We start from the raw sequence: 24,382 nt of genomic DNA, 5'->3' as shown, positions 1-24,382 counted from the left end.
GGTAGATGAGAGTGCTAACATCCATCGTGGTCTGGCTTTGCCGGACTTTTGTCTGAATAAAGGAGTTTGCTACGTGAGCAACACATTGACCCTTCCGAGTACTCTGAGCCCGTCGTCGGCTAAGGCCGCTCCGGCAGGTGCACTGGCGCTCTCGCACGCTTCTCTGCTGCCCGGCCAGCTGGGCAATATCGACGCCTACATCCAGGCCGTAAACCGGATTCCGATGCTGACGCCGGCAGAAGAGCGCCAGTTCGCCACTGAATACCGCGAGCAGAACAACCTCGACTCGGCGCGCAAGCTCGTCCTGTCGCACCTGCGGCTGGTCGTATCGATCGCGCGTAACTACCTCGGGTATGGTCTGCCGCACGCCGACCTGATTCAGGAAGGCAATATCGGTCTGATGAAGGCCGTGAAGCGCTTCGACCCTGAGCAGAACGTGCGTCTCGTGTCGTACGCCATGCACTGGATCAAGGCCGAAATCCACGAGTACATCCTGCGCAACTGGCGCATGGTGAAAGTGGCGACGACCAAGGCGCAACGCAAGCTGTTCTTCAACCTGCGCAGCCACAAGCAAGGGTTGCAGTCGTTCACGCCGGATGAAATCGAAGGCCTGGCGAAAGAGCTGAACGTGAAGCGCGAAGAAGTAGCCGAAATGGAAACCCGCATGTCGGGCGGCGATATCGCGCTCGAAGGCCAGGTCGAGGACGGCGAAGAAGCATTCGCGCCGATCGCCTATCTGGCCGACGCGCACAGCGAGCCGACGGCCGTGCTGGCCGCGCGTCAGCGCGACAAGCTGCAAAGCGACGGTATCGCGAGCGCACTGGAGTCGCTCGATCCGCGCAGCCGCCGCATCATCGAAGCACGCTGGCTGCAGGTGGAAGACGACGGTTCGGGCGGCTCGACGCTGCACGAACTGGCCGACGAGTTTGGTGTATCGGCCGAGCGTATCCGCCAGATCGAAGCAAGCGCGATGAAGAAGATGCGCACCGCACTCGCCGAGTACGCGTAACGTTAGAGAAGCAGCGGGAGTGCCGGCCACCGTCGGCGCCCGTATCTGACAGAAACCCTGCCCTTCGCAAGAAGGCAGGGTTTTTTATTGCGCGTCGTCAAATATTGCGTCGAATCGAGTCAACGTCGAGACATTGGCTTGACCTCACGCAAGACAAGACTTATTAGTGAAGGAACCGGGCCGACTCGCGACACGATGACGCGGGGTTGTCCGTCAGGCCATTCCTACAATGGTTATGCACGCGCCAGTGCTGCAGCTTATGCGTACTGGATCCTGCCGGGTCGACCGGCGCGATGTCGTTGCCGATCGAACATGGCCATCACGATCAATCATAGGAATCCTTCACGCCGCACGCTCGCAAGCCGGATCGTCGCGTGGGCCCGCGGACCGACCTTCGCACGCGACATCCTGATCGTGCTCGCGATCAAATTCGCGCTGCTGTTCGCGCTCAAGTTCGCTTTCTTCAATCATCCGCAGGCGCAGAACATGTCGCTGCCGCCTGCGCAGGTCGCCGAGGCACTGCTGTCGGTGCCCGCGTCCGCCCCAACGCCGCCTTCGACCCGAGGTGACAACCATGCCCGCTAGCGACGTCGTCGAACTTTCTCGCCTGCAATTCGCCGTCACGGCGCTCTATCACTTCCTGTTCGTGCCGCTGACGCTCGGGCTGTCGTGGCTGCTCGTCATCATGGAAAGCGTCTACGTGATGACCGGAAAGCAGATCTACAAGGACATGACGCAGTTCTGGGGCAAGCTGTTCGGCATCAACTTCGCGATGGGCGTCACCACCGGCCTCACGCTCGAGTTCCAGTTCGGCACCAACTGGTCGTACTACTCGCATTACGTCGGCGATATTTTCGGCGTGCCGCTTGCCGTCGAAGGGCTGATGGCGTTCTTTCTCGAATCGACTTTCGTCGGTCTGTTCTTCTTCGGCTGGAACCGGCTGTCGCGCGTCCAGCATCTGGGGGTCACGTTCCTCGTTGCGCTCGGCTCGAACCTGTCGGCGCTGTGGATTCTCATTGCCAACGGCTGGATGAACAACCCGGTCGGCGCAGAGTTCAATTACGAAACGATGCGCATGGAGTTGTCGAGCCTGTTTGCCGTGATCTTCAACCCTGTCGCGCAGGTGAAGTTCGTGCATACGGTGTCGGCGGGATATGTGACGGCGTCGATGTTCGTACTCGGGCTGTCGTCGTGGTATCTGCTCAAGCGGCGCGATATCGACTTCGCGCTGCGCTCGTTCGCCATCGCGGCCGGCTTCGGGCTCGCGTCCACCTTGTGCGTGATCGTGCTCGGCGACGAATCGGGCTACACCACAGGCGAAGTGCAGCAGATGAAGCTCGCCGCGATCGAATCCGAATGGGAAACCGCGCCGCCGCCCGCGCCGTTCACGATTATCGGCATTCCGAACCAGCAGGAAGAACGCACCGACTACGCACTGCGCGTGCCATACGCGCTCGGCATCATCGCGACGCGTTCGCTCGATGAGCCCGTCATTGGCCTCAAGGACCTGATGGCGCGCAATGAGGACCGGATTCGCAACGGCATGCTCGCGTACGCCGCGTTGCAGAAGATCAAGCAGGGCGATGCGAGCGACGCCACGCACGCCGAATTCGATGCCCACAAGCACGATCTCGGCTACGGCCTGTTGCTCAAACAGTTCACGCCGAACGTCACCGACGCCTCCGCCGAGCAGATCAAGCAGGCCGCGAAGAAAACCGTGCCGCCCGTGCTGCCCGTGTTCTGGTCGTTTCGGCTGATGGTCGGCCTCGGCATCCTGTTCCTCGCGACCTTCCTGCTCGCGTTCTTCTTCTGCGCGCAACGCTCGCTGCTGCGCGGCAGCCGCCGATGGTTCCTGCGCTGGGCCGTGTGGGCGATTCCGCTGCCGTGGCTGGCGGCGGAATTCGGCTGGATTGTCGCCGAACTCGGCCGCCAGCCGTGGACCATCGCGGGCATTCTGCCGACATCGCTTTCAGCGTCGAGCCTGACGGCCGGCGACCTATATCTGAGTCTGGCGGGCTTCGTGGTGTTCTACACGGCGCTCTTCATCATCGAGATCACGCTGATGTTCAAGTACGCGCGGCTCGGGCCTTCGTCGCTGCATACGGGGCGGTATCACCACGAACAGACCGTGAAGCCGACGGTCGGCGCGAACACGGCTGCATGAGCGGCATCGATCGCATGAAAACGATGAGGATCTAACGCTATGGACTACGCAACCCTCAAACTGATCTGGTGGGTGCTCGTCGGCGTGCTGCTGATCGGCTTCGCCCTCACCGACGGCTTCGACATGGGCGCGGCAATTCTGCTGCCGTTTATCGGCAAGACGGATGCCGAGCGGCGCATCGTCATCAACACGGTCGGCGCGACGTGGGAAGGCAACCAGGTGTGGCTGATCACGGCTGGCGGCGCGATGTTCGCCGCGTGGCCGCTCGTGTATGCCGCCTCGTTCTCGGGCTTCTACTTCGCGATGCTGCTCGTGCTGTTCTCGCTATTCTTCCGCCCGGTCGGCTTCGACTATCGCGGCAAGCGCGATGACCTGCGCTGGCGCACCGCCTGGGACTGGGCGCTGTTCGTCGGCGGCTTCGTGCCTTCGCTGGTGTTCGGCGTGGCATTCGGCAATCTGCTGCAAGGCGTGCCGTTCCAGTTCGATCAGGATCTGCGCGTCACCTATCAGGGCAGCTTCTGGGCGCTGCTCAATCCGTTCGCGTTGGTGTGCGGCCTGGTCAGCGTGTCGATGCTGGCCGCGCACGGCGCGGCGTTCGTGAAGATGAAAACGGACGGTATCGTCGCGCGGCGCGCTTCGATGGCGTTGCGTATTGCATCGCTCGTCGCGGTCGCGCTGTTTCTGATTGCTGGCGTGCTGATCGCGACGCTGATCGGCGGCTATCAGATTTCCGAGCCCGCGCCGCTCGATACGGTTGCGAATCCGCTGCTGAAAAACGTGATCGGCGCGCCGGGTTTGTGGCTGACCAACTATGCAACGTATCCATGGATGGTCGCGGCGCCCGTCGCGGGCATTGTCGGCGGCGTGCTCGCGCTTTTGCTGGCGAGCTCGCGCTTCGAGCGCACGGCGTTTCTGTCGACGTCGCTGATGGTGATCGGCGTGATCCTGACGGCGGGGTTCTCGATGTTTCCGTTCATCATGCCGTCGTCGCTCGATGGACGCAGCAGCCTCACCGTATGGGATTCGACTTCAAGCCAGATGACATTGCAGATCATGCTGATCGCCGTGATCGTCTTCCTGCCGCTGATACTGATCTACACCAGCTGGGTGTATCGCGTGATGCGCGGCAAGGTCACGGCCGACGTAATCGAACAGAACCATCATTCGATGTACTGACACAACCGAATCAAGCGCGCAACGAGGAGCAAACCATGTGGTATTTCAGCTGGATTCTCGGTATTGGTCTTGCGCTCGCGTTCGGCATCATCAACGTGATGTGGCTGGAAGCGAATAACGCCGTCGATCCCGACGCCAACACCGATAGCCGCACAGACAAGCGGTAAACGAAAACCGGCGCCCCGCGGGGCGCCGGTTTTTCATGGCCGTCGATTCACTCCGGCCGCGACGAACCTCAGGCCGTAGCCGTCAGACGCGTCGACAGTTGCTGCGCGTAACGCAGCGCATCTTCGCCGACGACGATGTGGAACGTATCCGTCGATACCCAAGCGACGCTCAGCGTATCGAGACGTTGACGATCCACAGCCGACGGATCGCGCACGACGATGCGCAGACGCGTCGCCGCCACCGCTTCCAGCGCGACGACATTGGTCGCGCCGCCGAACACGGCGAGCCAGCGCAGCGGATCCGGATCGAGTGGACCGTTGCCGGTTGCAGCAACAGGTGCCGAAGCCGGAGCAGCCGGTTTAGCAGCTGACGCAGCAGCAGCCGGAGCAGCCGCAACCGAGCCACCACTCGCGATCGTCGTACGGATTTCATCGGCGATGATGTCCGCTTCCGGTCCGATGATCACCTGCACGTTGCCGCCACCGCGCTTCAACACGCCGCGCGCGCCGGCCGACTTCAGTTCGTTCTCCGACACCTTCTCCGAATCGACTACCGACAGACGCAGACGCGTCGTGCACGCATCGACCACCGACAGATTCGCCGCACCGCCCAGCGCCGCGATATAGCGCTGCGCCCGCGTGCCCGTCGCTGCCGCCGCACCCGCGACCGGCGCAACGAAACCATCCGACGAGAACGACTCGTTCGCGACTTCAGGCGTTTCCTGCTCGCGGCCCGGCGTCGCCATGTTGAACTTGCGGATGAAGAAGCGGAACAGACCGTAGTACACGACCGCATACGCGAGGCCGATCAGGATCGCTTCCCAGCCCTTCGTCGACAGGCCGTAGTTCAGCACGTAGTCGATCGCGCCCGCCGAGAACGTGAAGCCGAGCTTGATGCCGAGCGCCGTACAGATGGCGAGCGACAGGCCCGTCAGCACCGCGTGGATCGCGTACAGCACCGGCGCGAGGAACATGAAGCTGAATTCGATCGGCTCGGTCACGCCCGTCAGGAACGAGGTCAGCGCCATCGAGAACAGCAGGCCGAAGATCATCGCGCGACGATCTTTCGGTGCTTCGTGATACATCGCCAGACACGCTGCGGGCAGACCGAACATCATGACCGGGAAGAAGCCCGTCATGAACGTGCCCGCTGTCGGATCGCCAGCGAAGAAGCGGTGCAGGTCGCCCGTCACAGCGGCGCCGCCCGGCGGCGTGAACGAGCCGAACACGAACCACGCGAGCGAGTTCAGGATGTGATGCAGACCCGTCACCAGCAGCAGACGGTTCAGCAGACCGAACACGAATGCGCCGACTGCGCCTGCCGTCGTCAGCCAGTGGCCGGCTGCGTCGATGGCGCCCTGAACAGGACCCCACGCGTAGCCGAACACGATGCCTAACACCAGACACGCCACCCCCGTGACAATCGGCACGAAGCGTTTGCCCCCGAAGAACGCGAGGTAATCGGGCAGCTTGATGTCCTTGTACCTGTTGTACAGCATCCCCGCGACGATACCGGCGATGATCCCCGACAGCACGCCCATGTTGAGCTTGTCGTTGATGTCCTTCATCACAGCGACTTCGATCAGATAGCCGATCGCGCCCGCCAGCGCCGCAACGCCGTTATTGTCCTTCGCGAAGCCGACAGCGACGCCGATCGCGAACAGGAGCGGCAGGTTGTCGAAGATCGCGCCGCCCGCGTCGGCGATCATCTTGATGTTGAACACATCGGGCTGACCGAGGCGCAGCAGAAGGCCGGCGACGGGCAACACCGCGATTGGCAGCATCAGTGCGCGGCCAAGGCGCTGAATCTTCAGAAACGGATTTCCATCCATTGATACCTCCACTCCTTTGTCTCGTGTAGTTGCGTAATTGCTTTACATGCTGGTTGAAATGTCGAGCTGACGAAGCTGGCTATTCGGACTGTTTGCGACGCAAGCGCAATCAGTCTTGCGGCCAGACTTCGCGGCTCAGGGCTCTTACCGCTTGTGCCGATTCGAGCGCCAGCGCATCCTGGGCTCGCTGACGACACAGCTGATAATCGAGTTTGCGTACACGCGCCTTGATGCCAGGCACGGATACCGGGTCGACGGACAGTTCCGTCACGCCGAGGCCGACGAGCAGCGGCGCTGCGAGCGGATCGCCAGCGAGCGCGCCGCATACACCGACCCACTTGCCGTGCTTTTCGGCGCCCTGCACGGCCGCCGCAACGAGCCGCAGCACGGCCGGGTGCAGGCCATCCGCCTGAGCGGCGAGATCGGGCTGGCAGCGGTCCATCGCGAGCGTGTATTGCGTGAGATCGTTGGTGCCGATCGACAGGAAATCCGCGTGCTTCGACAGTTGATCGGCCAGCAGCGCCGCCGACGGCACTTCGATCATCACGCCGACTTCGATCTTTTCCGTGCGGCCCGCTTCGGCAGCGAGTTCGTCGATACGCTTGCGCAGACGCACGAGTTCACCCACGTCGGTCACCATCGGCAACAGGATGCGGACCTTGCCGAGCGGCTGAACCGCAAGCAGGCCGCGCAGCTGGTCATCGAGCAGATCCGGGCGCACCTGCGCGAGACGGATGCCGCGCAGGCCAAGCGCCGGGTTCGGTTCCGGCGGCAGCGTCAGATAATCGACTTCCTTGTCCGCGCCGACATCGAGCGTACGGATGATCGCCGTGCGGCCTTGCAGCGCTTCGACGATCGCCTGATAGCTCTGGCGATGTTCATCGACAGTCGGCGCAGCCTGGCGATGGATGAACAGCAGTTCGGTACGCAACAGGCCGACGGCGTCTGCGCCGTTGTCGACGGCGGTGGTCGCGTCTTCGAGCGTCGCGATGTTCGCGGCGACTTCGATTGCGCGGCCATCGCTCGTAGCGGCAGCTTGCTGCGACGTGCGGCGATTCGCTTCGCGCACGCCTGCCAGACGCTGACGCTCGTTGCGCGCACGCTCGACATCGAGCGCGCTCGGCGCATATTCCAGACGTCCCGCCGATGCATCGACGACCACCTGAGTGCCGTCCGCGATCCTGAGCAACGCATCGCCCATTGCGACCAGCGCGGGAATGCCCGCCTGACGCGCGATGATCGCCGCGTGCGACGTCGCGCCGCCGCGCGCCATCACGAGCGCCGTGACGCGCTTGCGATCCAGCGTCGACAGATCCGACGGTGTGAATTCGTCGGCGCTCAGCACGGCTTCATCCGGCAGCGAGCGCGATGCCGCGTTCGAGTAACCGAGCGCGCGCAGCACGCGCTTTTCCAGATCGCGCAGATCGGCGGCACGTTCGGCGAGCAGCGCATCGTCGACTTTCGACAGCACGCCGATCTGCGCGCGAATCGCCTCGCGCCACGCGAAGCCCGCGCTCTTGCCGAGGCTGATCAGATCGCGCGCGGCGTCGAGCAGCGTCGGGTCTTCGAGCAGCACGCGGTGCACCGCGAAAATGCCCGCTTCGCCATGCGCGCCGCGTTGCGACGCATCGCGCACGGTCGTGTTCAGTTCGGCGTCGACGGCGGCGATGGCCTTGTCGAGCGCGCGGCTTTCGGCGGCGGACGTGTTGCTCGTCGTTTCCGGCGGATCGATGTCGGCATCGTCCCAGCGAACCAGTTTGCCGACCGCGATGCCGGGCGCCGCGCACACGCCTGCAAGCGTGTTCGGCGGGAGCGCTTCACCGCTCGTCGACGGCGTCACCGTGACAGGCGCCGGTGACATCTGGCGTGCCGGTTTTTCTTCCGCTTCGCCATGCGCCTCGCGCGTCAGTTCGTGCACGACGGCGTCAACGGCCGCCGACGCCTGCGCGCCGATACCGACGATTTCCACCGTCGCGCCCTGCCCCGCGCCCAGGCCAAGCAAGCCGACGACGCTTTCGATCGCCGCCTTCTTGCCTTCGAAACGCACTTCGACGCGCGCATCGAGACCGCGTGCCGCTTCACGCGCACGCGCTGCGGGACGCGCATGCAAACCGCCGGCATGCTCAAGCACGATGGTCTGACGCGCTTCTTCCGTGACACTCGACGCTTCGCGCGATGCAGCCACAGCCGCGCCATCGCGCACACGCAGCGTCAGCAGCGGCGACTGGCCCGCCGTGAGCTTGCCGCTCTCCGCGCGCTCGACGATTTCGAACGCATCGGAATTGGCAATCGCGATCACCGACACGAGACTCGGCGCCTGACGCGCAACCGCGTCCTGATCGAACTCGATCAGCACATCGCCGGCGCGCACTTTCGCGCCTTGTTCGATCATCGGTGCGAAGCCCTTGCCGTTCAGCTCGACCGTGTCGATACCGATATGCAGCAGGATTTCAGCGCCTTCTTCCGTCGTGATCGTGACAGCGTGGCCGGTACGCGCCAGATGCATCACGACGCCGTCGCACGGTGCGACGAGCTTGCCTTCCAGCGGATCAATACCGATGCCGTCGCCGAACATGCCGCCCGAAAACACCGGGTCGGGCACCTTCGCGAGCGGGACGACGGGACCCGTCATCGGCGCGAGCAGGACAAAATGGCCTTCGGAATGGCTCTTCAAACGGGACTCCTCGACACGTCGCATCTGAATATCTCGATCAGTGAGTTTCGGTGACTTTCATCAGATGGCGCGGCGCATCAGGGTTGCGTCCGCGGGCGGCGGCAAGGCCGGCAGCCATCACGTAGAAAGAAAGGATTGCGGCAATCGGATCGAGCGCCGCGTGCGCCGTCGATACGAGTGGCAAGGTGGCTTCGGGGACATCGGCCGGATCGGCGGCGAGCAGCACGCGTGCACCGCGCGCCTGCATGTCGCGCGCGAGCTGCAGCAGGCCCGCCTGTTCCGGTCCGCGCGGTGCGAACACCAGTAGCGGATAGTCACGATCGATCAGTTCCATCGGACCGTGACGCACTTCGGCGCTCGAAAACGCTTCGGCCTGGATGCCCGAGGTTTCCTTCAGCTTCAGCGCCGCTTCCTGCGCGATCGCGAGACCGAGACCACGGCCGATCACGATCATGCGTTCGACGTCGCGCAGTTCATCGACGGCCTTCGACCAGTCGAGCGCGCCTGCGCGTTTTAGCGCTTCCGGCAGCGACTTCAGGCCTTCGAGCAACGCTTCATCCTTCTGCCAGTGCGCGACGAGTTGCGCGGACACGGACAGCATCGCGATATAGCTCTTGGTTGCTGCAACGCTCAGTTCAGGACCGGCGAGCAGCGGCAGATAGAACTCGCATGCGTGTTCGAGCGGCGAGCCTGGTACGTTGACGGCAGCGACCGTCAGCGCGCCCGCTTCGCGCAGCGCCTGCATCGTGCCGACCAGATCGGGGCTCTTGCCCGATTGCGAAAAACCCAGTGCAAGCTGATTGCGCACTTGCAGCGGCGCCTGTTGCAGCGTGGCGACCGACATCGGCAGCGAAGCGACGGGCAAGCCGACGCGGCTCATCGTCAGCGACGCGAAGTAACTCGCCGCGTGATCCGAGCTGCCGCGCGCCACCGTCAGCGCGACGTGACGCGGCTCTTGCGCGAGCCGGGCCGCGAGCGCTTCGACGCGCGAGGTATCGTTGAGTTGCGCGGCGACCACGTCAGCGGATGCCAGCGCCTCTTTAAGCATATTCGACAATCGATTCTCCTTCGACGTAAGTCGCCGTCAATGCCAGTTCGCGATCGAACACGACGATGTCGGCCCACGCGCCGCGCACGAGACGGCCGCGGTCTTCAAGGCCGAGATAGTCGGCGGCATAACGGGACATACGGTTTGACACGTCGGCCATCGGCAGGCCGAGCGATACGAGGTTGCGCAGCGCCTGATCCATCGTCAGCGTGCTGCCTGCGAGCGTGCCGTCGGCAAGGCGCACGCCGCCGAGGCACTTCGTCACGTGCTGGCTGCCGAGGCGATATTCGCCATCGGGCATGCCCGTCGCCGACGTGCTGTCCGTCACCACGTAGAGACGCGGGATCGCGCGCATCGCGGCGCGGATCGCGCCCGGATGCACGTGCAGCAGGTCGGGAATGATTTCCGCGTACTCGGCATGCGCGAGCGCGGCGCCGACCATCCCCGGATTGCGGTGATGCAGCGGCGACATCGCGTTGAACAGGTGCGTGAAGCTGCGCGCGCCGTGCTTCATCGCGGCGACCGCGTCGTCGTAGGTGCCGAGCGAGTGGCCCAGTTGCACACGCACGCCGCGCGCGTTGATCTCGGAGATGATGTCCATGTGGCCGGAGATTTCCGGCGCGATGGTCACGACGCGGATCGGTGCGATCGACAGATACTTCAGCACTTCGTCGAGCACGGCCTCCACCGCCGCGTCCGGCTGCGCACCGAGCTTGCCGGGATTGATGTACGGACCTTCCAGATGCACGCCAAGCACGCGCGCGCCGCCCGGCACGCGGTTCTTCGCGACATCGCCGAGGCCGGCGACGACGGCCATCAGCTCGTCGCGCGGCGCCGTCATCGTGGTGGCGAGCAGGCTCGTGGTGCCGAAGCGTGCATGCGTGCGTGTGATCGCCTCGATCGCGTTGCCCGCTTCCATCACATCGGCGCCGCCGCCGCCGTGCACGTGCAGGTCGATGAAGCCCGGCAGGATGGACGGCGCGTCGTTGGTCGACGGATCGACGGCATTGCCCGTAATGGCCGTGATGCGGCCGTTTGCGGATTCGATCGTGCCGTGGATCCAGCCTTCGGGGGTGAGTATGTTTCCGGTCAGCATGAGTCTCTCTGATGTTGCGTAATGCAGTGCGTGACTGATTTGCGCCGCGAGCGTTCCGCCTGTTTCCGTCGCGCCTTGCGGGCGCAACGGCTCACAGCCGCAGTTCAGCGACGAAGTCGTAGTAGTCGTCCCGGCAATAAGTGTCTGTGAGTTCGATGGCGCGCTGATCGGCGCTATAGCCCACGCGCGTGATGAGCAGCAGCGCGCTGCCCTGTTCGAGGTCCATCAGCGAAGCGATCTCGCTCGACGCATTGACGGCGCGAAAGTGTTGCAGCGCGCGCACGACAGGCAAGCCGCGCTGTTCGAGATAGCTGTATAGCGAGCCGCCGATCGACTGCGGATCGGACACGATCGACACGGGCAGCGACGAATGCTCGACGGCCATCACGATGCCGTCGGCGCGGCGCAGACGGCGCAGGCTCGCCACGGAAGCACCCGGCGACAGCCCCAGATGCACGATTTCTTCGCGTGTCGCGGTGCGGACCTCGCGTTCGAGCCACACCGAATCCGGGCGAAAGCCGCGTTGCTCCATCTTCTTCGTGAAGCCGGTCAGACGCGACAGCGGATCTTCGACGCGCGGCGTGATGAAGCTGCCCGCGCCGCGCGCGCGCCGGATCAAACCCTGCTCGACCAGCAACGCAATCGCCTTGCGCGCGGTGATGCGCGACACGCCGATCGCATCCGACAACGTGCGCTCCGACGGCAGCGCCTCGCCCGCCGACCACACGCCGCAATGGATCGCCGTCGCCAGATTGCGGGCGAGCTGCAGGTACAGCGGGGTGACGTTATGGACGTCAGGTGTCAGTGCGGACCAACGGGTTTCCATTTGGCTCGAGTCGGGATCGTGGGGAATCTGACAGCGGTGGACTACTAAAGTGGAGCCCATTATATAACCACCATAATACCAGTCAACGAGCTGGTATCTAGCTGGTCTACACCGAGCAAACCCTTGACCGGTAAGGCTTTCCGCGAATTAAGCGGATTTCCACTGACATCCCGCTGGCATTAGGGCATACCCGTATTCGAGCCCAATTGAGCCACTGGTCTGCACGAAATGTCTGTCAAGTTACGTGCGTTAACCCGCAAATGTCATACCTCTTTATTAACAATCTGGTGCAAACTGCGAAATTCGCGCGCGATCACTCGACAGAAACAACACAGCTTGGTGACGGAATGACAGGCCAAAACGGGGAATGGAAACGGTGAACGATCCCGACATAGTCCGGGCGGAAGCCGTCCGCCATTTCAACCGCTTCTATACGCAGCACATCGGAGCGCTGCACGAACATCTGCAGAAAAGCCCGTTTTCGCTGACGGAGGTGCGTGTGATGCACGAACTGTCGCGCAGCGAGCATCAGACGGCGGCAGCGCTGGCGCGCAATCTGGGCATCGACAGCGGCTATCTGAGCCGGCTGCTGTCGAGCTTCGAACGGCGCGACCTGATTTCACGGCGGCCGTCGGAGATCGACGCGCGCCAGTCGCTCGTCTCGCTGACGGAAACGGGCCTCGCTGCATACCAGCCGCTCGACGCCGCGGCGCTCGACGAGGTCGCTGCTGTGCTCACGCGGCTTGCGCCGCACTCGCAGGATCAATTGATTGCCGCGATGAAGCTGATCGAGCGGCTGCTCGACGAGCGGCCGCGTCATAGCATCGTGACGCTGCGCGCGCCGCGTGCGGGCGAGTATGGCGCGCTGGTGTCGCGCCAGGCGCAGCTCTTCGCGGGCCGCCACGGCTGGGACCAGACCTTCGAGGCGCTGCTCGCGCAGCAGGTGGCGCACTTCGCGCGTGGGAACGACACGCCGCGAGAAATCTGCTGGGTCGCGGAGCAGGATGGGCTGATCGTTGGATCGGCGCTGGTCGCAGCGGCATCCGATACGCAGGCAAGCGTGCGCATGCTGTATGTCGAGCCAGACGTGCGGCGGCTCGGCATCGGCACGCAGCTGATCAACGAATGCGTGCGGTTTGCGAAACGGGTGGGGTATCGGACGATGTCCGTTGAAAGCGAGCGTTCGCTTGATGAAGCTCGGCGGCTTGTGACGCAGGCGGGATTTGCTCTCGTGTCGGGGACGCCTGAGCGGCGGTTTGGGTGTGAGCTTTTGATCGAGATTTGGGAGCGGGCGCTGTAGTTTTTTGTTTTTGTTTTTGTTTTTGTTTTTGTTTTTGCTTTTACGCTGGCATCCGCGATTTGCCTTCGTGATTCACGCGTCGCCCCTGTGCGGGGCGGCACCTACTTTTCTTTGCCGCGGCAAAGAAAAGTAGGCAAAAGAAAGCCGCTGAACACCGCCAACTTTTCTTCCTGCCCACGGGCCCCCAACAGCCCCGTCCTGTGCGCGGCATCACTCGTCTCGATGCCCGCTGCCAACGCTCTTGCCAGGCGCATCACCCGCTTCACGCTCCCGCGTCAACGCATGCGCGATCAAATCTCCCACGTTCTATAGCGGCAAACTGTGTGTCGGCTGTCGCGGCGTATGCGCTCCACTCCGGACTGAAAAACACGATCGGTGTCGTAAGAGCGCTGAGGTGTGAAGCACTACGACCGACACACAGTTTGCCACCTGGGCGGCCGTAACCAGTCGCTGCCGCTGGCTGCGCTACGGGTGATTGACGTGGGTGAGGCGTCCGTTCGGAGCGCTAGCAACGGGCGGTGACTGAGAGGTTGCCGTGCGAAGGAGAGGAAAAGTTGGGGGCCCTCAGGCGGTGGTCAAAAACGGGCGGTGTTAGCCCGATTTCTTTGCTTACTTTCTTTGCGGCGGCAAAGAAAGTAAGTGCCGCCCCGCACAGGGGCAACGCTTGCGCCGCGTAGGCGCTAACGCGGATGCCAGCGAAAACCCAGGCAAACCAAACCAGCGCCAGCGACACCCAACAGAGAACCACTCAGAACGACGGCACAACCGAACCTTTAAACTCCGTCTTGATGAACTGCCGCACATCTTCCGACTGATACGCCGCGACCAGCTTCTTCACCCACGGCTGATCCTTATCCTTGATACGCACGGCGATCAGATTCGCATACGGGCTATGCACATCTTCGAGAGCGATCGCGTCCTTGGTCGGCTGCAAGCCCGCGGCCAACGCGAAGTTCGTATTGATCGCAGCAGCATCGACATCACCCAGCGAACGCGGCAATTGCGCCGCATCGAGTTCGATAAGCTTCACCTTCTTCGGATTCTCGGCGACATCGAGCGGCGTCGCATTGTTGCCGTTCGTGCCCGCACCCGCCTTCAGCTTGATCACGCCTTGCGACTGCAACAGCAGCAGCGCGCGATTTTCGTTCGACGGATCGTTCGGCACAGCAACCTTCGCACCCTGCGGCAAATCCTTAACCGACTTCAGCTTCTTCGAATAGATGCCCAGCGGCGAGATATACGTCAGGCCGGCATTGACGATCTTGTAGCCGCGCTGCTTGATCTGGCTGTCGAGATACGGCTGATGCTGGAAGCTGTTTGCATCGAGATCGCCAGCGTCGAGCGCGGCGTTCGGCTGCACGTAATCGTTGAACTCGATGACCTTCACGTTCAGGCCTTCGCGCTTGGCGACCTTCTGCACAACCGACCAGATTTGTGCGTCGGGGCCGCTGATCGTGCCGACCTTGATGACCTTGTCGTCGGCGTGCGCGCCGAAGCTCGTGACGAGCGCTGCCGAAGCAAGCGCGGCGGAAAAAACCTTGATGAGTGTTCTGCGCTGCATGTGATTCTCTCTTGACTGCCTTGTTTCAGATTCGTTGTCGACGGCGTGAACGGCTGCGCCGCTCCCGGATCGTCGAGCCGTAAATCCTCTCATACGCGCCCCAGAATGTGAAATACAGGGTTCGCATATGGGTATGCGCGTGGTGGGACGCGGCTGCGCCGCATTTTCGGAACCGTCCTATAGGGGCCTGCCTACCGCGTTTTTAGGATGGACGCGCCGTACGGCCCCTTCGATCGATCAGGCGCTGCTCAGCCCGGCGTCGTTGCGGACACTCCCGACTTGCAACTCAACAACACAGAGACACATGTCATTTCCCGCTCGTCCCATCGCATTCGTTCTAGCTTCGACCAACCACGGCAACATGATCGTCAATCGCAACGATTACGCCATCAATCCCAATGGAAACGCTTTCGGAGTCGGCTATCAATTGCTCTCGACATCTCAATTCGATGCCAATGAAATCAGACTCGCACTCCTGATTCTCGATCTGCGGCGCCGCCATTTCGGCGACGGCGTAGTCGCCATCGATGGCGGCGCAAACATCGGTGTCCATACGATCGAATGGTCGCGGCACATGTACGGCTGGGGGCAGGTGATGTCGTTCGAAGCGCAGGAGACCGTCTACTACGCGCTCGCCGGCAACATCGCGCTCAACAACTGCCTGAATGCGCGAGCGCGCCTTGCGGCGCTCGGAGAACGTTGCGGTGAGATGATCGTGCCGCGCCCCGACTATACGAAACCCGCGAGCTTCGGCAGTCTGGAACTGCGTCAGCGCGAGCACACCGAGGCAATCGGACAGCCGATTTCCTACGACGCGCAGCATGGCGTCAAGGTGCCCGTGATCGACCTGCCGTCGCTGGAACTGGAGCGTCTGGATTTCCTGAAGCTCGATGTCGAAGGGATGGAAGTCGACGTGTTGCGCGGGGCGCGCGCCGTGATTGAACGGCACCGCCCCGTCATGCTGATCGAAATGATCAAATCAGATCGCGGCGCGATTGACGCGCTGCTCACGTCGCTTGGTTATCATCAGTTCCCCTTCGGAATCGACACGCTGGCGATTCACGAATCCGATCCGACGCTGCAGCACGTTCAGAAGACCGACGACGGTCTGTCTATCAACTAGGTCGCTGTTAGAACGTCGTCCAGTCGTCATCGGACGACACTGCCTTTGCAGGGCGCGCAGACGCGCTCGGCTTTACGACCGGGGTTGCGGCTTCGCGCGCAGCCGTCTCCGATGATGCCTTCGGTGCGGCAACCGGCGCCTTTGCAACGGCAGGTTTCGACGGCGCCGTATTCGTCACCTTCTTCACCGGCGCCGGAACCGTCTTCGCAGCAACCGTCGTCGGCTCGCCGCCATTCACACGAAACGCACCGATCGTCTGACGCAACCGCGCCGCCTGATCCTGCAGCGAAGCGGCAGCGGCCGCAGCCTGCTCGACCAGCGCGGCATTCTGCTGCGTGACCTCGTCCATCTGCGTGACGGCGCGACCGACCTGCGAGATGCCACTGCTCTGTTCTTCCGACGCCGCAGCAATTTCGCCCATGATGTCCGTCACGCGACGCACCGCCTGCATGATCTCGCTCATCGTCGTGCCCGCCTGCTCGACGAGCGCGTAGCCGTTGTTCACGCGTTCCACCGAGTCGCCGATCAGCTGCTTGATTTCCTTCGCCGCCGTCGCCGAACGTTGCGCGAGGCTGCGCACTTCGCCCGCGACGACCGCGAAGCCGCGGCCCTGCTCGCCCGCACGCGCCGCTTCGACGGCAGCGTTGAGCGCAAGAATATTCGTCTGGAACGCAATGCCCTCGATCACGCCGATGATGTCCGAGATCTGCCGCGAGCTGTCGTTGATCTCGGTCATCGTGCCGATCACGCGATTGACGACGTCGTTACCCTTCGTCGCGATCTCCGATGCGTTGTTCGCGAGACCGCTCGCCTGGCGCGCGTTATCCGCGTTCTGCTTGACGGTCGCCGTCAGCTCTTCCATGCTCGCCGCCGTTTCCTGAAGCGACGCTGCCTGCTGTTCCGTGCGCTGCGACAGATCGCCATTGCCCGCCGCGATCTGCTGCGTCGCCGATGCAATCGACTCCGCCGACTGTCGAATCTCGCCGATCGTGCGCTGCAAGCGGCTCTGCATCTCGTTCATCGCGGCCATCATGCTCGACGAATCGTTCGCGCGAACCGGCACGAGTTGCGTAAGGTCGCCCGTCGCAATGCGCGCCGCGAGCTTCGCGGCATCCTGCGGCTCGCCGCCGAGACTGCCGCGCACGTTGCGAATGATCAACAGCATCGCGAACGAAATGCCCGCGCCGATCACCAGCACGACAAGAAAATGCTCGATCAGATTCGCGTAGTAAGCCGTATCGATATCGCGCACGAACACGCCGCTGACAATGTTCCAGTCCCACGGCGCAAATCGCACGGCATAGCTGATTTTCGGCACGGCTTCTTCGCTATGCGGCAGACGTCCGCGATATTCGGCGAAGCCTTTGCCCGTCGCCTTCGCTGCATCGACGATCGACACATACAGCAGCTTGCCGTCCGGATCCTTGAAATCGCCCACTGCTTTGCCGTTCATCTGCGGCAAGGTCGGATGCATCAGCACGACGGGCTTCGAATCCATCACGAACAGATAACCGGACTCGCCGTAGCGCATCGTCGCGAGTCGTGCGAGCGCTTCGCGCTGCGCATCGGCTTCGCTCATCTTGCCCGCCTGCGCTAGCGCGTAGTAGCCGTTCACGACACCTTGCGCGGCATCGACGAGATTCACCATGCCGGCCTTGCGCTCACTGAGCATCGTCGAGCGGGTTTCGACCGCGCTCCATAATCCGACGCCCAGCAAACCCAGCCATACGAGCACAAGCGATAACCACAGCTTGCGGTTCAGACTCATCCTACTCATTGTGTTGGTCTCTTCTGTGTAGTCACTTCTTCGGCATATCTGCAGCGCTCGCTTAAGAAAAAACCGGCGCAAACGATTGCTCTTCTGGATAACGGCATATCGATGCGCCGACTTGAGGCAGGCTGTAAGCTACGCCCGGCGTCGTGTCAGCCGATAATGGCGCACTACGTCTCCTGTTTGCGAGGTTCCGAATGTACGTCGTCTCCCTCATCTACACGGCATCGCTCGATCGCGTCGACGATGTGCTGGAAGCGCACCGCGCGTTCCTCACGCGTCAGTTCGACGCGGGCGTGTTCATCATGGCGGGACCGAAAGTGCCGCGCGATGGCGGCGTGATAATCGCTGCGGGTATCGAGCGATCGAGACTGGATGAGATTCTTGCGAGCGATCCGTTCGCGCAGCAGAAAGTAGCGCGCTATGACGTGACGGAGTTCAAAGCAACGCGGATGGCGCCGGGGATGAATCTGAAAGTGCCTGAGTGAATTGAGGCTTGAAAATGAAAAAGGCTGCACGTTGTCGTGCAGCCTTTTTTCTTGACGCTTGCTGAGCTTTTAGCCGAGCAGCAGCTTCAGATCGTGCACCCACGGCGACGCGCCTTGCCCGTCGCGCGCGAACAGACGCAGCTTGCCGTCGGTATCGAATACATAGCTCGCGGCCGTGTGATCCATCGTGTAGCTGTCGGGCGTCTTGCCCGGCACCTTCGCGTAGTACACGCGGAAATCCTTCGCGACCTTGTCCAGCTGTTCCTGATTTGCCGGACGCAGCCCGACGAACGTCGGATTGAACGCAGGCACGTATTGCGCCATCAGTTCGGGCGTATCGCGCTCGGGATCGACAGTGACGAACAGCACCTGCACGCGTTTCGCGTCCTCGGGACCGAGTTGCTGGAGCGCTTGCGAGAGTTCGGCCATCGTCGTCGGACACACGTCCGGGCAATGCGTGTAGCCAAAGAACAGCACGACGACCTTGCCCTTGTAGTCCGCGAGCGAGCGTACCTTGCCGCTCGAATCGGGCAGCGAGAAGTCGGCGCCGAACTGCTTGTTGCCCGTGATATCGACGTTCGTGAACGCGGGCTGTTCCTTGCCGCATCCCGACATCAGCGCCGCGGCGCCGAGCGCGCACGCGACGAGAGCAACGCGCGCCGCGCGCGCGATCCGTACATTGAGCATGGTGTTACGCGCCGATCAAGGCACGCGTGTAGTGGTCGATCAGCAGCGCCGCAAACAACAGCGACAGATAAACGATCGAGTAACGGAAGGTTTTACGCGCGAGAGCGTCGGAATATTCCCGATAGATCTTCCACGCATACGCGAGGAACACAGCACCCAACAGGACCGCCGACACCAGATACACGATTCCGCTCATGCCCGAGATAAACGGCATCAGCGTGACTGCGAACAGAATGACCGTGTACAGCAGGATATGCAGACGCGTATACGCCTCACCGTGCGTGATGGGCAGCATCGGCAGACCGGCGTTTTCGTAATCCTTGCGGCGATACAGCGCGAGCGCCCAGAAATGCGGCGGCGTCCACACGAAGATGATCAGCACGAGAATCCACGCGTCGCCGGGAACGGCGCCCGTCACCGCGGCCCAGCCGAGCGCCGGCGGCATCGCGCCCGACGCGCCGCCGATCACGATGTTCTGCGGCGTATAAGGCTTGAGCAGCAGCGTATAGATGATTGCGTAGCCGACGAAGGTGGCGATGGTGAGCCACATCGTCAGCGCGTTGGTGAACGTGTAGAGCGTCCACATGCCAAGCGCGCCGAGCACGGCCGAGAACAGCAGAATCTGCGCCGAAGTAATCTCGCCGCGCGCCGACGGACGCCACGAAGTGCGGCGCATCTTCGCGTCGATTTTCTGCTCGACGAGACAGTTGATGGCGAACGCAGCGCCTGCCAGCAACCAGATACCGACCGCGCCGCCGATCAGCACCGTCCACGGCACCATACCGGGCGTGGCGAGGAACATACCGATCACTGCGCAGAAAACGGCGAGTTGCGTGACGCGCGGCTTCGTCAGCGCAATGTACTGGGAAATCCGGCTACCGGGCGAATGGGGGAGAGTTGTGCTGTCCATGAAGAGTCACGCTGGCGCGGCGTCGCGCGCGGGAACCATGGCGCGGCCGGGACGGCTATAAGCGATTCGAAAGTTTAACATAACGAGCAAGAGCAGCAGGATCGCGGCCCCGCCGTTATGGGCGACGGCAATGGGCAAAGGCCATTGCAAAACAATGTTCGACAGGCCCGTGATGAACTGGATCACGATCACGAGCAGCACGCCGTTCGCGGGCCGCCGCAGCGACTCGAAACGGCGCATTTTCAGCGCGAACCACAGCAGATACGCAACCACGACAAACGCGAACGTGCGGTGTGTCCAGTGGATCGCGACCAGCGCGTCCTGCGTGATCACGTCGCCGTCGCCCGTCATGCCCAGCGCACGCCACAGATGGAAGCCGTGTTCGAAGTCCATCGGCGGAAGCCACTGGCCGTTGCAGGTCGGGAAGTCGGTACACGCGAGCACCGCGTAATTCGTGCTGACCCAGCCGCCTAGCGCGATCTGCACGATCAGCAGCGCGAGGCCGAACTGCGCGGCCGTACGCCAGCGCGACGCTTCCGGCTCGTATGCGGGCAGCGGCGTTTGTCGCGCGGCCAGCCAGCCGAGCGTGCCCAGCAGCGCAAGCCCGAGCAGCAGGTGAATCGTCACGATCACGGGTTGCAGCTTCATCGTCACGGTCCACGCGCCGAACGCGCCCTGCACGAGAATCAGCAGCAGCAGCGAGGTCGGCCACCACGGCGATACATGCAGCGGACGGCGCTTGATGCGCGCGACCCACGCGATGATCGTCTGCGCGACGATCAGCACGCCAATCGCCATCGCAAAGTAACGGTGAATCATCTCGATCCACGCCTTGGTCATGCTGACAGGACCCGACGGCATCGCGTGATACGCCGCGTTGATCGCCGCGTGCGCGATGAACGGCGACGACGTGCCGTAGCAGCCCGGCCAGTCGGGGCAACCCAGGCCGGAATCCGTCAGGCGCGTGAAGCCGCCGAACATCACCAGATCCAGCGTCAGGAAGGTCGTGACCCAGACCAGCTTGCGGAACTTGTTGTCGTCGGCTTTCACCCACACGTACGACAACGGCAGCAGCGCAATGCACAGCCCGATCAGTCCCAGTTGCAATACGAACATCTATCTTCCTTCTCTCGACAGAGCGCGTTTGAACGCACTCGCGGCACTTTAGCCGATACCGGAATTTCTAAGCAGTTTCGACACATCACCTTTGATCTTCGTCGGGTTTGCGTCTTTCGGAAACCGCATCATCAGGTTGCCGTTCGGGTCGACCATATAGATGTGGTCAGTGGGTTGCGTGCCTTCGTCGGCGGGCAGCCACGCGGCCACTTCCTTCGGATCGGCGATCAGCATCTCCGTGTCCTTGTACGCGTTATCGACGACGTCGGGCACCTTGTTCGCATCCGTGCGCAGAAACACGTTGACGATGCGCTCGCGCTCGCCAGCCTGCGTCGCGCGCACCTGGCGCATGAAGTACAGCTTGGTCACGCAAGGCTTGTCGCAGGCGCTGCTGTCGACCGAAATCATCAGCCAGCGGCCGCGCAACGACGCGAGCTTCATCGGCTTGCCGTCCTCGCCCGTCACGACGAGCGAGTCGGGAATCGGCCGTTGCGGCGAGATCAGCGTGCCGTAGCTGGTCGTGCCGCCCGTCGGCTTGATCACGTAGTACGTGAAATACGAGGCGATCACAGGCGCCGCGCAGACCAGCGCGATCAGCAGCAACATCCAGCGGCCGCGCTGCCACGAGCCTTGCCCGTTGGGTTGGCCGGGAATCACGCGTCGGTTGTCTTGCGCCGGTTGCTGTCCGGATTGCTGCGAACGGGAATTCTGCGTCACCACTCCTGATCCTCTCTCCATGACGGCGCTTTCGATTACGCCTTTTGTCTGCGTCCAGGCCGCGCACGAAATCTCACGCGCGGGGCGTCTGTCCGTTGCCGGCGGCGGTGCTGCTTTCGGGCGCCTTGTCGTCCGCGAGTTTCGCGTGCTTCGCGCTGCGCCGGGCTGCGTACAGCCCGAAAACAATCGCGGCGGCCGCCATGCCCCACCACTGCGCCATATAGCCGTAGTTGCGTTCCACACCAGAAGCCGGCGCGGGCCAGTCGCGCACAAGCTTGTCGCCGTCGTCGCTGAGCTGCTGGATCACGAACGGCTGCAGTGCCAGGCCCGTTTCCGCCGCATACGACGCGACATCGAGATTCTGGCGAATCGTCTGATGCGCGGCCGAGCCACCCTCGCCGAGTTCATAGGCACGCGTCGCATCGGCACGCGCGATGCCTGTGATCTCGATCTCGCCCTTCGGCGTGTCGTACGGCGCGATCGTCGTGCGGTCGTTGACATTGCGCGGCAGCCAGCCGCGGTTGACGAGCACGTAGCCGCCGTCGCGCAGTTTAAAGGGCATCACGACGTAAAAGCCCGGCTGGTCGTTATACGGGCGATTATCGAGGTACACCACTTGCTGCGGCATAAACTGTCCGACTGCACGCACGCGATGAAACTCGATGTCCTTCAGCGCGATCGGCGCCGCGCCGACGTTCCGCGCGGGCGCGTTCTCGAACTGCGTGATCTGCGCCTGCAGCGCTTCCTTCTGATGCGCGCGGTCGCGTTGCCAGAAGCCGAGTTTCACCGTAACGGCGACGACAATCAGAATCAGCAGCGTCGGGATCAGACGGATCTTCATCGTGCGCTTATCGTGAGCTTTCGGTCGAGACGCGAACCATTGCGCGCGGTGCGATAATGAAATCGTTGCTTTCGCGTTCCTGAATTTCAGTTGATTCCATGCACATTCTCGTTCCCATCGCGTTCGTTCTGATCATTGCCAGCATGGTGTCCGCGCTGTATTTCATGATGCACGACCGCGGCAAGACGAAGCGTATGGTGTGGTCGCTGGCCACGCGTGTCGGCCTGTCGATTTCGCTCTTCCTGTTCATCCTGTTCGCGAACTGGATGGGCTGGATTCACTCGACGGGCATTCCGTACGGACGGTGATGCGCTCGTCCGGTCACGCGCTCGTCGATACGGTGCCATATCACCCGCTATCCCGAATTGCCGGCGAAGTATGCCACGCAACGACACGTCGATCAGCGCAATACACCGTTACGAGATCGGCGAAATATCACCCTCATCGAAGCAAAACGCCGCCCTGACGGGGTCGAGGGCGGCGCTGCCTGAGTCTTTTCCGGGATAGCTCCCGCAGTCACCCGCTCAACGCTCGGACTGCATCGGTCATCACCTGTCTTGCAGCTTGCCTGCAGCGCCTCGATGCGTCGATATGACGCACGGCATGCGCAGGCTAGCGTGGCTCTGCAACCACGCTTGCAGCCGCTTTACAGCCAGTAGACGACGACGTACAGCCCCAGCCACACGACGTCGACAAAGTGCCAGTACCACGCTGCGCCTTCGAACGCGAAGTGATGGTCCGCCGTGAAGTGGCCGCGGATCATCCGCACCAGCACCACCGCCAGCATCGTGCCGCCGAGGAACACGTGGAAACCGTGGAAGCCCGTCAGCAGGAAGAAGGTCGAGCCGTACACGCCCGATGCAAGCGTCAGGTTCAGTTCGTTGTACGCGTGGAAATACTCGAAGCCTTGCAGGAACAGGAACGTGACGCCCAGCAGCAGCGTGGCGGCAAGCCATGCGATTGCCTTCGTGCGATGGTTATCGCGCAGCGCGTGGTGCGACACCGTCAGCGTCGCGCCCGACGACAGCAGCAGCGCCGTGTTGATGGTCGGCACGGGCCACGGCGTCATCGACTTGAAGTGCGAGACGAGATCCGCCGGTCCGATATTCGGCCACACCGCCGTGAAGTCCGGCCAGATCAGCTTGTAGTCGAGACTGCCGAGCTGATGCATCGCGATCTGACGCGCATAGAACAGCGCGCCGAAGAATGCGCCGAAGAACATCACTTCGGAGAAGATGAACCAGCTCATGCTCCAGCGGAACGACGCGTCGACTTTCTTGCCGTACATCCCGCCTTCCGACTCCGAGATGGCGTCGCCGAACCAGTGGTACAGCGTGTAGAGCAGCCACAGCAGACCGATCAGCGCGGTAATAGGCGCCCACGGCTCGCCGTTCACCCACGCCGCAAACGATCCGAGCATGACCAGCAGGCCGAGGGCGGCGCTGATCGGATGCCGCGACGGATGCGGTATGAAATAGTACGGGCTCTCGTTTTGACCGCTCATTATTGATTCTCCACTTCAGTCCAGTTGTTCCGCTTGGTCCGCTTGGTCCGGGTAAATCCGCAGCCGGTTGCGCTGCGCCCGGGCTCTGTCTCCTGCGGCGCGCTGCGCTGCCTCGCCGCCCTGCTCCATCCGATCCTGCCTCATCCGCCTACGAGCCGACCACCACGCGCACGATCAGGATCAGCACCCCGATGAAAATCGCCGCGCCGATCAGCGCCGCTGCGATCACATGCAGCGGGTTCAGCTGCGTGGCATCCGCTTCCAGATCGCGCCGCTTGCGCACACCGAAAAACGACCACATCACCGCTTTCATCGACTGGCCGAAACTGCTTTTCCTGCCGCCGCGACCGCTATCGCTCATATCCTCGCCTT

At 62.7% G+C, this 24,382-nt stretch carries 22 protein-coding genes and 1 pseudogene; 9 read left to right on the top strand and 14 right to left on the bottom strand.

The genetic code is table 11. The features are described from left to right. The first annotated feature begins 73 nt into the window (after positions 1-73). The 5 genes and pseudogenes from rpoH to cydX all read left to right on the top strand — a co-directional run. On the top strand, positions 74-1,009 hold the full coding sequence (gene rpoH, locus G3O01_RS05040) for an RNA polymerase sigma factor RpoH (RefSeq protein WP_205803429.1): 936 nt from the start codon (positions 74-76) through the stop codon (positions 1,007-1,009). 312 nt (positions 1,010-1,321) lie between these two features. Beyond that, positions 1,322-1,594, top strand: a complete 273-nt coding sequence (cydP, locus tag G3O01_RS05035) for a cytochrome oxidase putative small subunit CydP (protein ID WP_205803428.1) — start codon at positions 1,322-1,324, stop codon at positions 1,592-1,594. Next, positions 1,584-3,173, top strand: a complete 1,590-nt coding sequence (locus tag G3O01_RS05030; protein WP_205803427.1) for a cytochrome ubiquinol oxidase subunit I — start codon at positions 1,584-1,586, stop codon at positions 3,171-3,173. The genes cydP and G3O01_RS05030 overlap by 11 nt, the downstream gene beginning before the upstream one ends. A gap of 39 nt (positions 3,174-3,212) precedes the next feature. Next, positions 3,213-4,349, top strand: a complete 1,137-nt coding sequence (cydB, locus tag G3O01_RS05025; RefSeq protein ID WP_205803426.1) for a cytochrome d ubiquinol oxidase subunit II — start codon at positions 3,213-3,215, stop codon at positions 4,347-4,349. 35 nt (positions 4,350-4,384) lie between these two features. Beyond that, a pseudogene (cydX, locus tag G3O01_RS05020) lies at positions 4,385-4,484 on the top strand (cytochrome bd-I oxidase subunit CydX); the annotation flags it as partial. A gap of 100 nt (positions 4,485-4,584) precedes the next feature. On the opposite strand, the gene nagE reads toward cydX, so the two are convergent. From nagE to G3O01_RS04995, 5 genes are all read right to left on the bottom strand, one after another. After that, positions 4,585-6,348 (bottom strand): N-acetylglucosamine-specific PTS transporter subunit IIBC, encoded by a 1,764-nt coding sequence (gene nagE, locus G3O01_RS05015; RefSeq protein WP_205803424.1) that lies wholly within the window; start codon positions 6,346-6,348, stop codon positions 4,585-4,587. A 109-nt stretch (positions 6,349-6,457) separates the two neighbouring features. Continuing rightward, positions 6,458-9,046, bottom strand: a complete 2,589-nt coding sequence (ptsP, locus tag G3O01_RS05010; protein WP_205803423.1) for a phosphoenolpyruvate--protein phosphotransferase — start codon at positions 9,044-9,046, stop codon at positions 6,458-6,460. Positions 9,047-9,059: 13 nt separating this feature from the next. Continuing rightward, on the bottom strand, positions 9,060-10,070 hold the full coding sequence (locus tag G3O01_RS05005) for an SIS domain-containing protein (protein WP_205803709.1): 1,011 nt from the start codon (positions 10,068-10,070) through the stop codon (positions 9,060-9,062). Continuing rightward, complete coding sequence (gene nagA, locus G3O01_RS05000) at positions 10,063-11,166, bottom strand: N-acetylglucosamine-6-phosphate deacetylase (protein WP_205803422.1); 1,104 nt, start codon at positions 11,164-11,166, stop codon at positions 10,063-10,065. Before nagA ends, G3O01_RS05005 begins: the two co-directional genes overlap by 8 nt. A 91-nt stretch (positions 11,167-11,257) precedes the next feature. Further along, complete coding sequence (locus tag G3O01_RS04995; RefSeq protein ID WP_205803421.1) at positions 11,258-11,992, bottom strand: GntR family transcriptional regulator; 735 nt, start codon at positions 11,990-11,992, stop codon at positions 11,258-11,260. A gap of 376 nt (positions 11,993-12,368) precedes the next feature. On the opposite strand from G3O01_RS04995, the gene G3O01_RS04990 reads away from it, so the two are divergent. After that, a complete protein-coding gene (locus G3O01_RS04990) occupies positions 12,369-13,292 on the top strand; it encodes a bifunctional helix-turn-helix transcriptional regulator/GNAT family N-acetyltransferase (protein WP_205803708.1) in 924 nt (307 codons plus the stop codon). A gap of 748 nt (positions 13,293-14,040) precedes the next feature. Here the strand turns inward: G3O01_RS04990 and G3O01_RS04985 are convergent. Then, on the bottom strand, positions 14,041-14,853 hold the full coding sequence (locus G3O01_RS04985) for a MetQ/NlpA family lipoprotein (protein WP_205803420.1): 813 nt from the start codon (positions 14,851-14,853) through the stop codon (positions 14,041-14,043). Positions 14,854-15,157: 304 nt separating this feature from the next. On the opposite strand from G3O01_RS04985, the gene G3O01_RS04980 reads away from it, so the two are divergent. Next, entirely contained in the window at positions 15,158-15,976 is an 819-nt protein-coding gene (locus G3O01_RS04980; protein ID WP_205803419.1) for an FkbM family methyltransferase, read from the top strand. Between the two features lie 7 nt (positions 15,977-15,983). Here G3O01_RS04980 and G3O01_RS04975 read toward each other — a convergent pair whose 3' ends face one another. Next, positions 15,984-17,753, bottom strand: a complete 1,770-nt coding sequence (locus tag G3O01_RS04975; RefSeq protein ID WP_205803418.1) for a methyl-accepting chemotaxis protein — start codon at positions 17,751-17,753, stop codon at positions 15,984-15,986. Between the two features lie 191 nt (positions 17,754-17,944). Here G3O01_RS04975 and G3O01_RS04970 point away from each other — a divergent pair, with 191 nt between their 5' ends. Further along, on the top strand, positions 17,945-18,235 hold the full coding sequence (locus tag G3O01_RS04970; protein ID WP_205803417.1) for a YciI family protein: 291 nt from the start codon (positions 17,945-17,947) through the stop codon (positions 18,233-18,235). A 69-nt stretch (positions 18,236-18,304) separates the two neighbouring features. On the opposite strand, the gene G3O01_RS04965 is transcribed toward G3O01_RS04970, so the two are convergent. The 5 genes from G3O01_RS04965 to G3O01_RS04945 form a co-directional block, all read right to left on the bottom strand. Beyond that, complete coding sequence (locus tag G3O01_RS04965) at positions 18,305-18,922, bottom strand: SCO family protein (protein ID WP_205803416.1); 618 nt, start codon at positions 18,920-18,922, stop codon at positions 18,305-18,307. Positions 18,923-18,926: 4 nt separating this feature from the next. Then, positions 18,927-19,832 carry a heme o synthase gene (gene cyoE, locus G3O01_RS04960; protein WP_205803415.1) on the bottom strand — a complete coding sequence of 302 codons (906 nt, stop codon included), beginning with the start codon at positions 19,830-19,832 and terminating at the stop codon, positions 18,927-18,929. A 6-nt stretch (positions 19,833-19,838) separates the two neighbouring features. Further along, complete coding sequence (locus G3O01_RS04955; RefSeq protein WP_205803414.1) at positions 19,839-20,948, bottom strand: COX15/CtaA family protein; 1,110 nt, start codon at positions 20,946-20,948, stop codon at positions 19,839-19,841. 48 nt (positions 20,949-20,996) lie between these two features. Beyond that, on the bottom strand, positions 20,997-21,668 hold the full coding sequence (locus tag G3O01_RS04950; protein WP_205803707.1) for a cytochrome C oxidase subunit I: 672 nt from the start codon (positions 21,666-21,668) through the stop codon (positions 20,997-20,999). Positions 21,669-21,738: 70 nt separating this feature from the next. Further along, positions 21,739-22,506 (bottom strand): SURF1 family protein, encoded by a 768-nt coding sequence (locus tag G3O01_RS04945; protein ID WP_205803413.1) that lies wholly within the window; start codon positions 22,504-22,506, stop codon positions 21,739-21,741. Between the two features lie 98 nt (positions 22,507-22,604). Between G3O01_RS04945 and G3O01_RS04940 the strand changes: the two genes are divergently transcribed. Continuing rightward, positions 22,605-22,814, top strand: a complete 210-nt coding sequence (locus G3O01_RS04940) for a twin transmembrane helix small protein (protein WP_180729518.1) — start codon at positions 22,605-22,607, stop codon at positions 22,812-22,814. Positions 22,815-23,152: 338 nt separating this feature from the next. Here G3O01_RS04940 and G3O01_RS04935 read toward each other — a convergent pair whose 3' ends face one another. Both G3O01_RS04935 and G3O01_RS04930 read right to left on the bottom strand, forming a co-directional pair. Next, positions 23,153-24,010, bottom strand: coding sequence for a cytochrome c oxidase subunit 3 (locus G3O01_RS04935; protein WP_205803412.1), 858 nt, complete (start codon positions 24,008-24,010; stop codon positions 23,153-23,155). Positions 24,011-24,158: 148 nt separating this feature from the next. Continuing rightward, a complete protein-coding gene (locus G3O01_RS04930) occupies positions 24,159-24,371 on the bottom strand; it encodes a DUF2970 domain-containing protein (RefSeq protein WP_205803411.1) in 213 nt (70 codons plus the stop codon). Positions 24,372-24,382: the final 11 nt, after the last annotated feature.

Origin of the sequence: Burkholderia sp. Ac-20365 (assembly GCF_017104715.1) — a bacterium.
Classification (GTDB): Bacteria; Pseudomonadota; Gammaproteobacteria; order Burkholderiales; family Burkholderiaceae; genus Paraburkholderia.
Note: the sequence above shows the minus strand (reverse complement) of the source record. Positions and strands in the feature narration are given on the sequence as shown.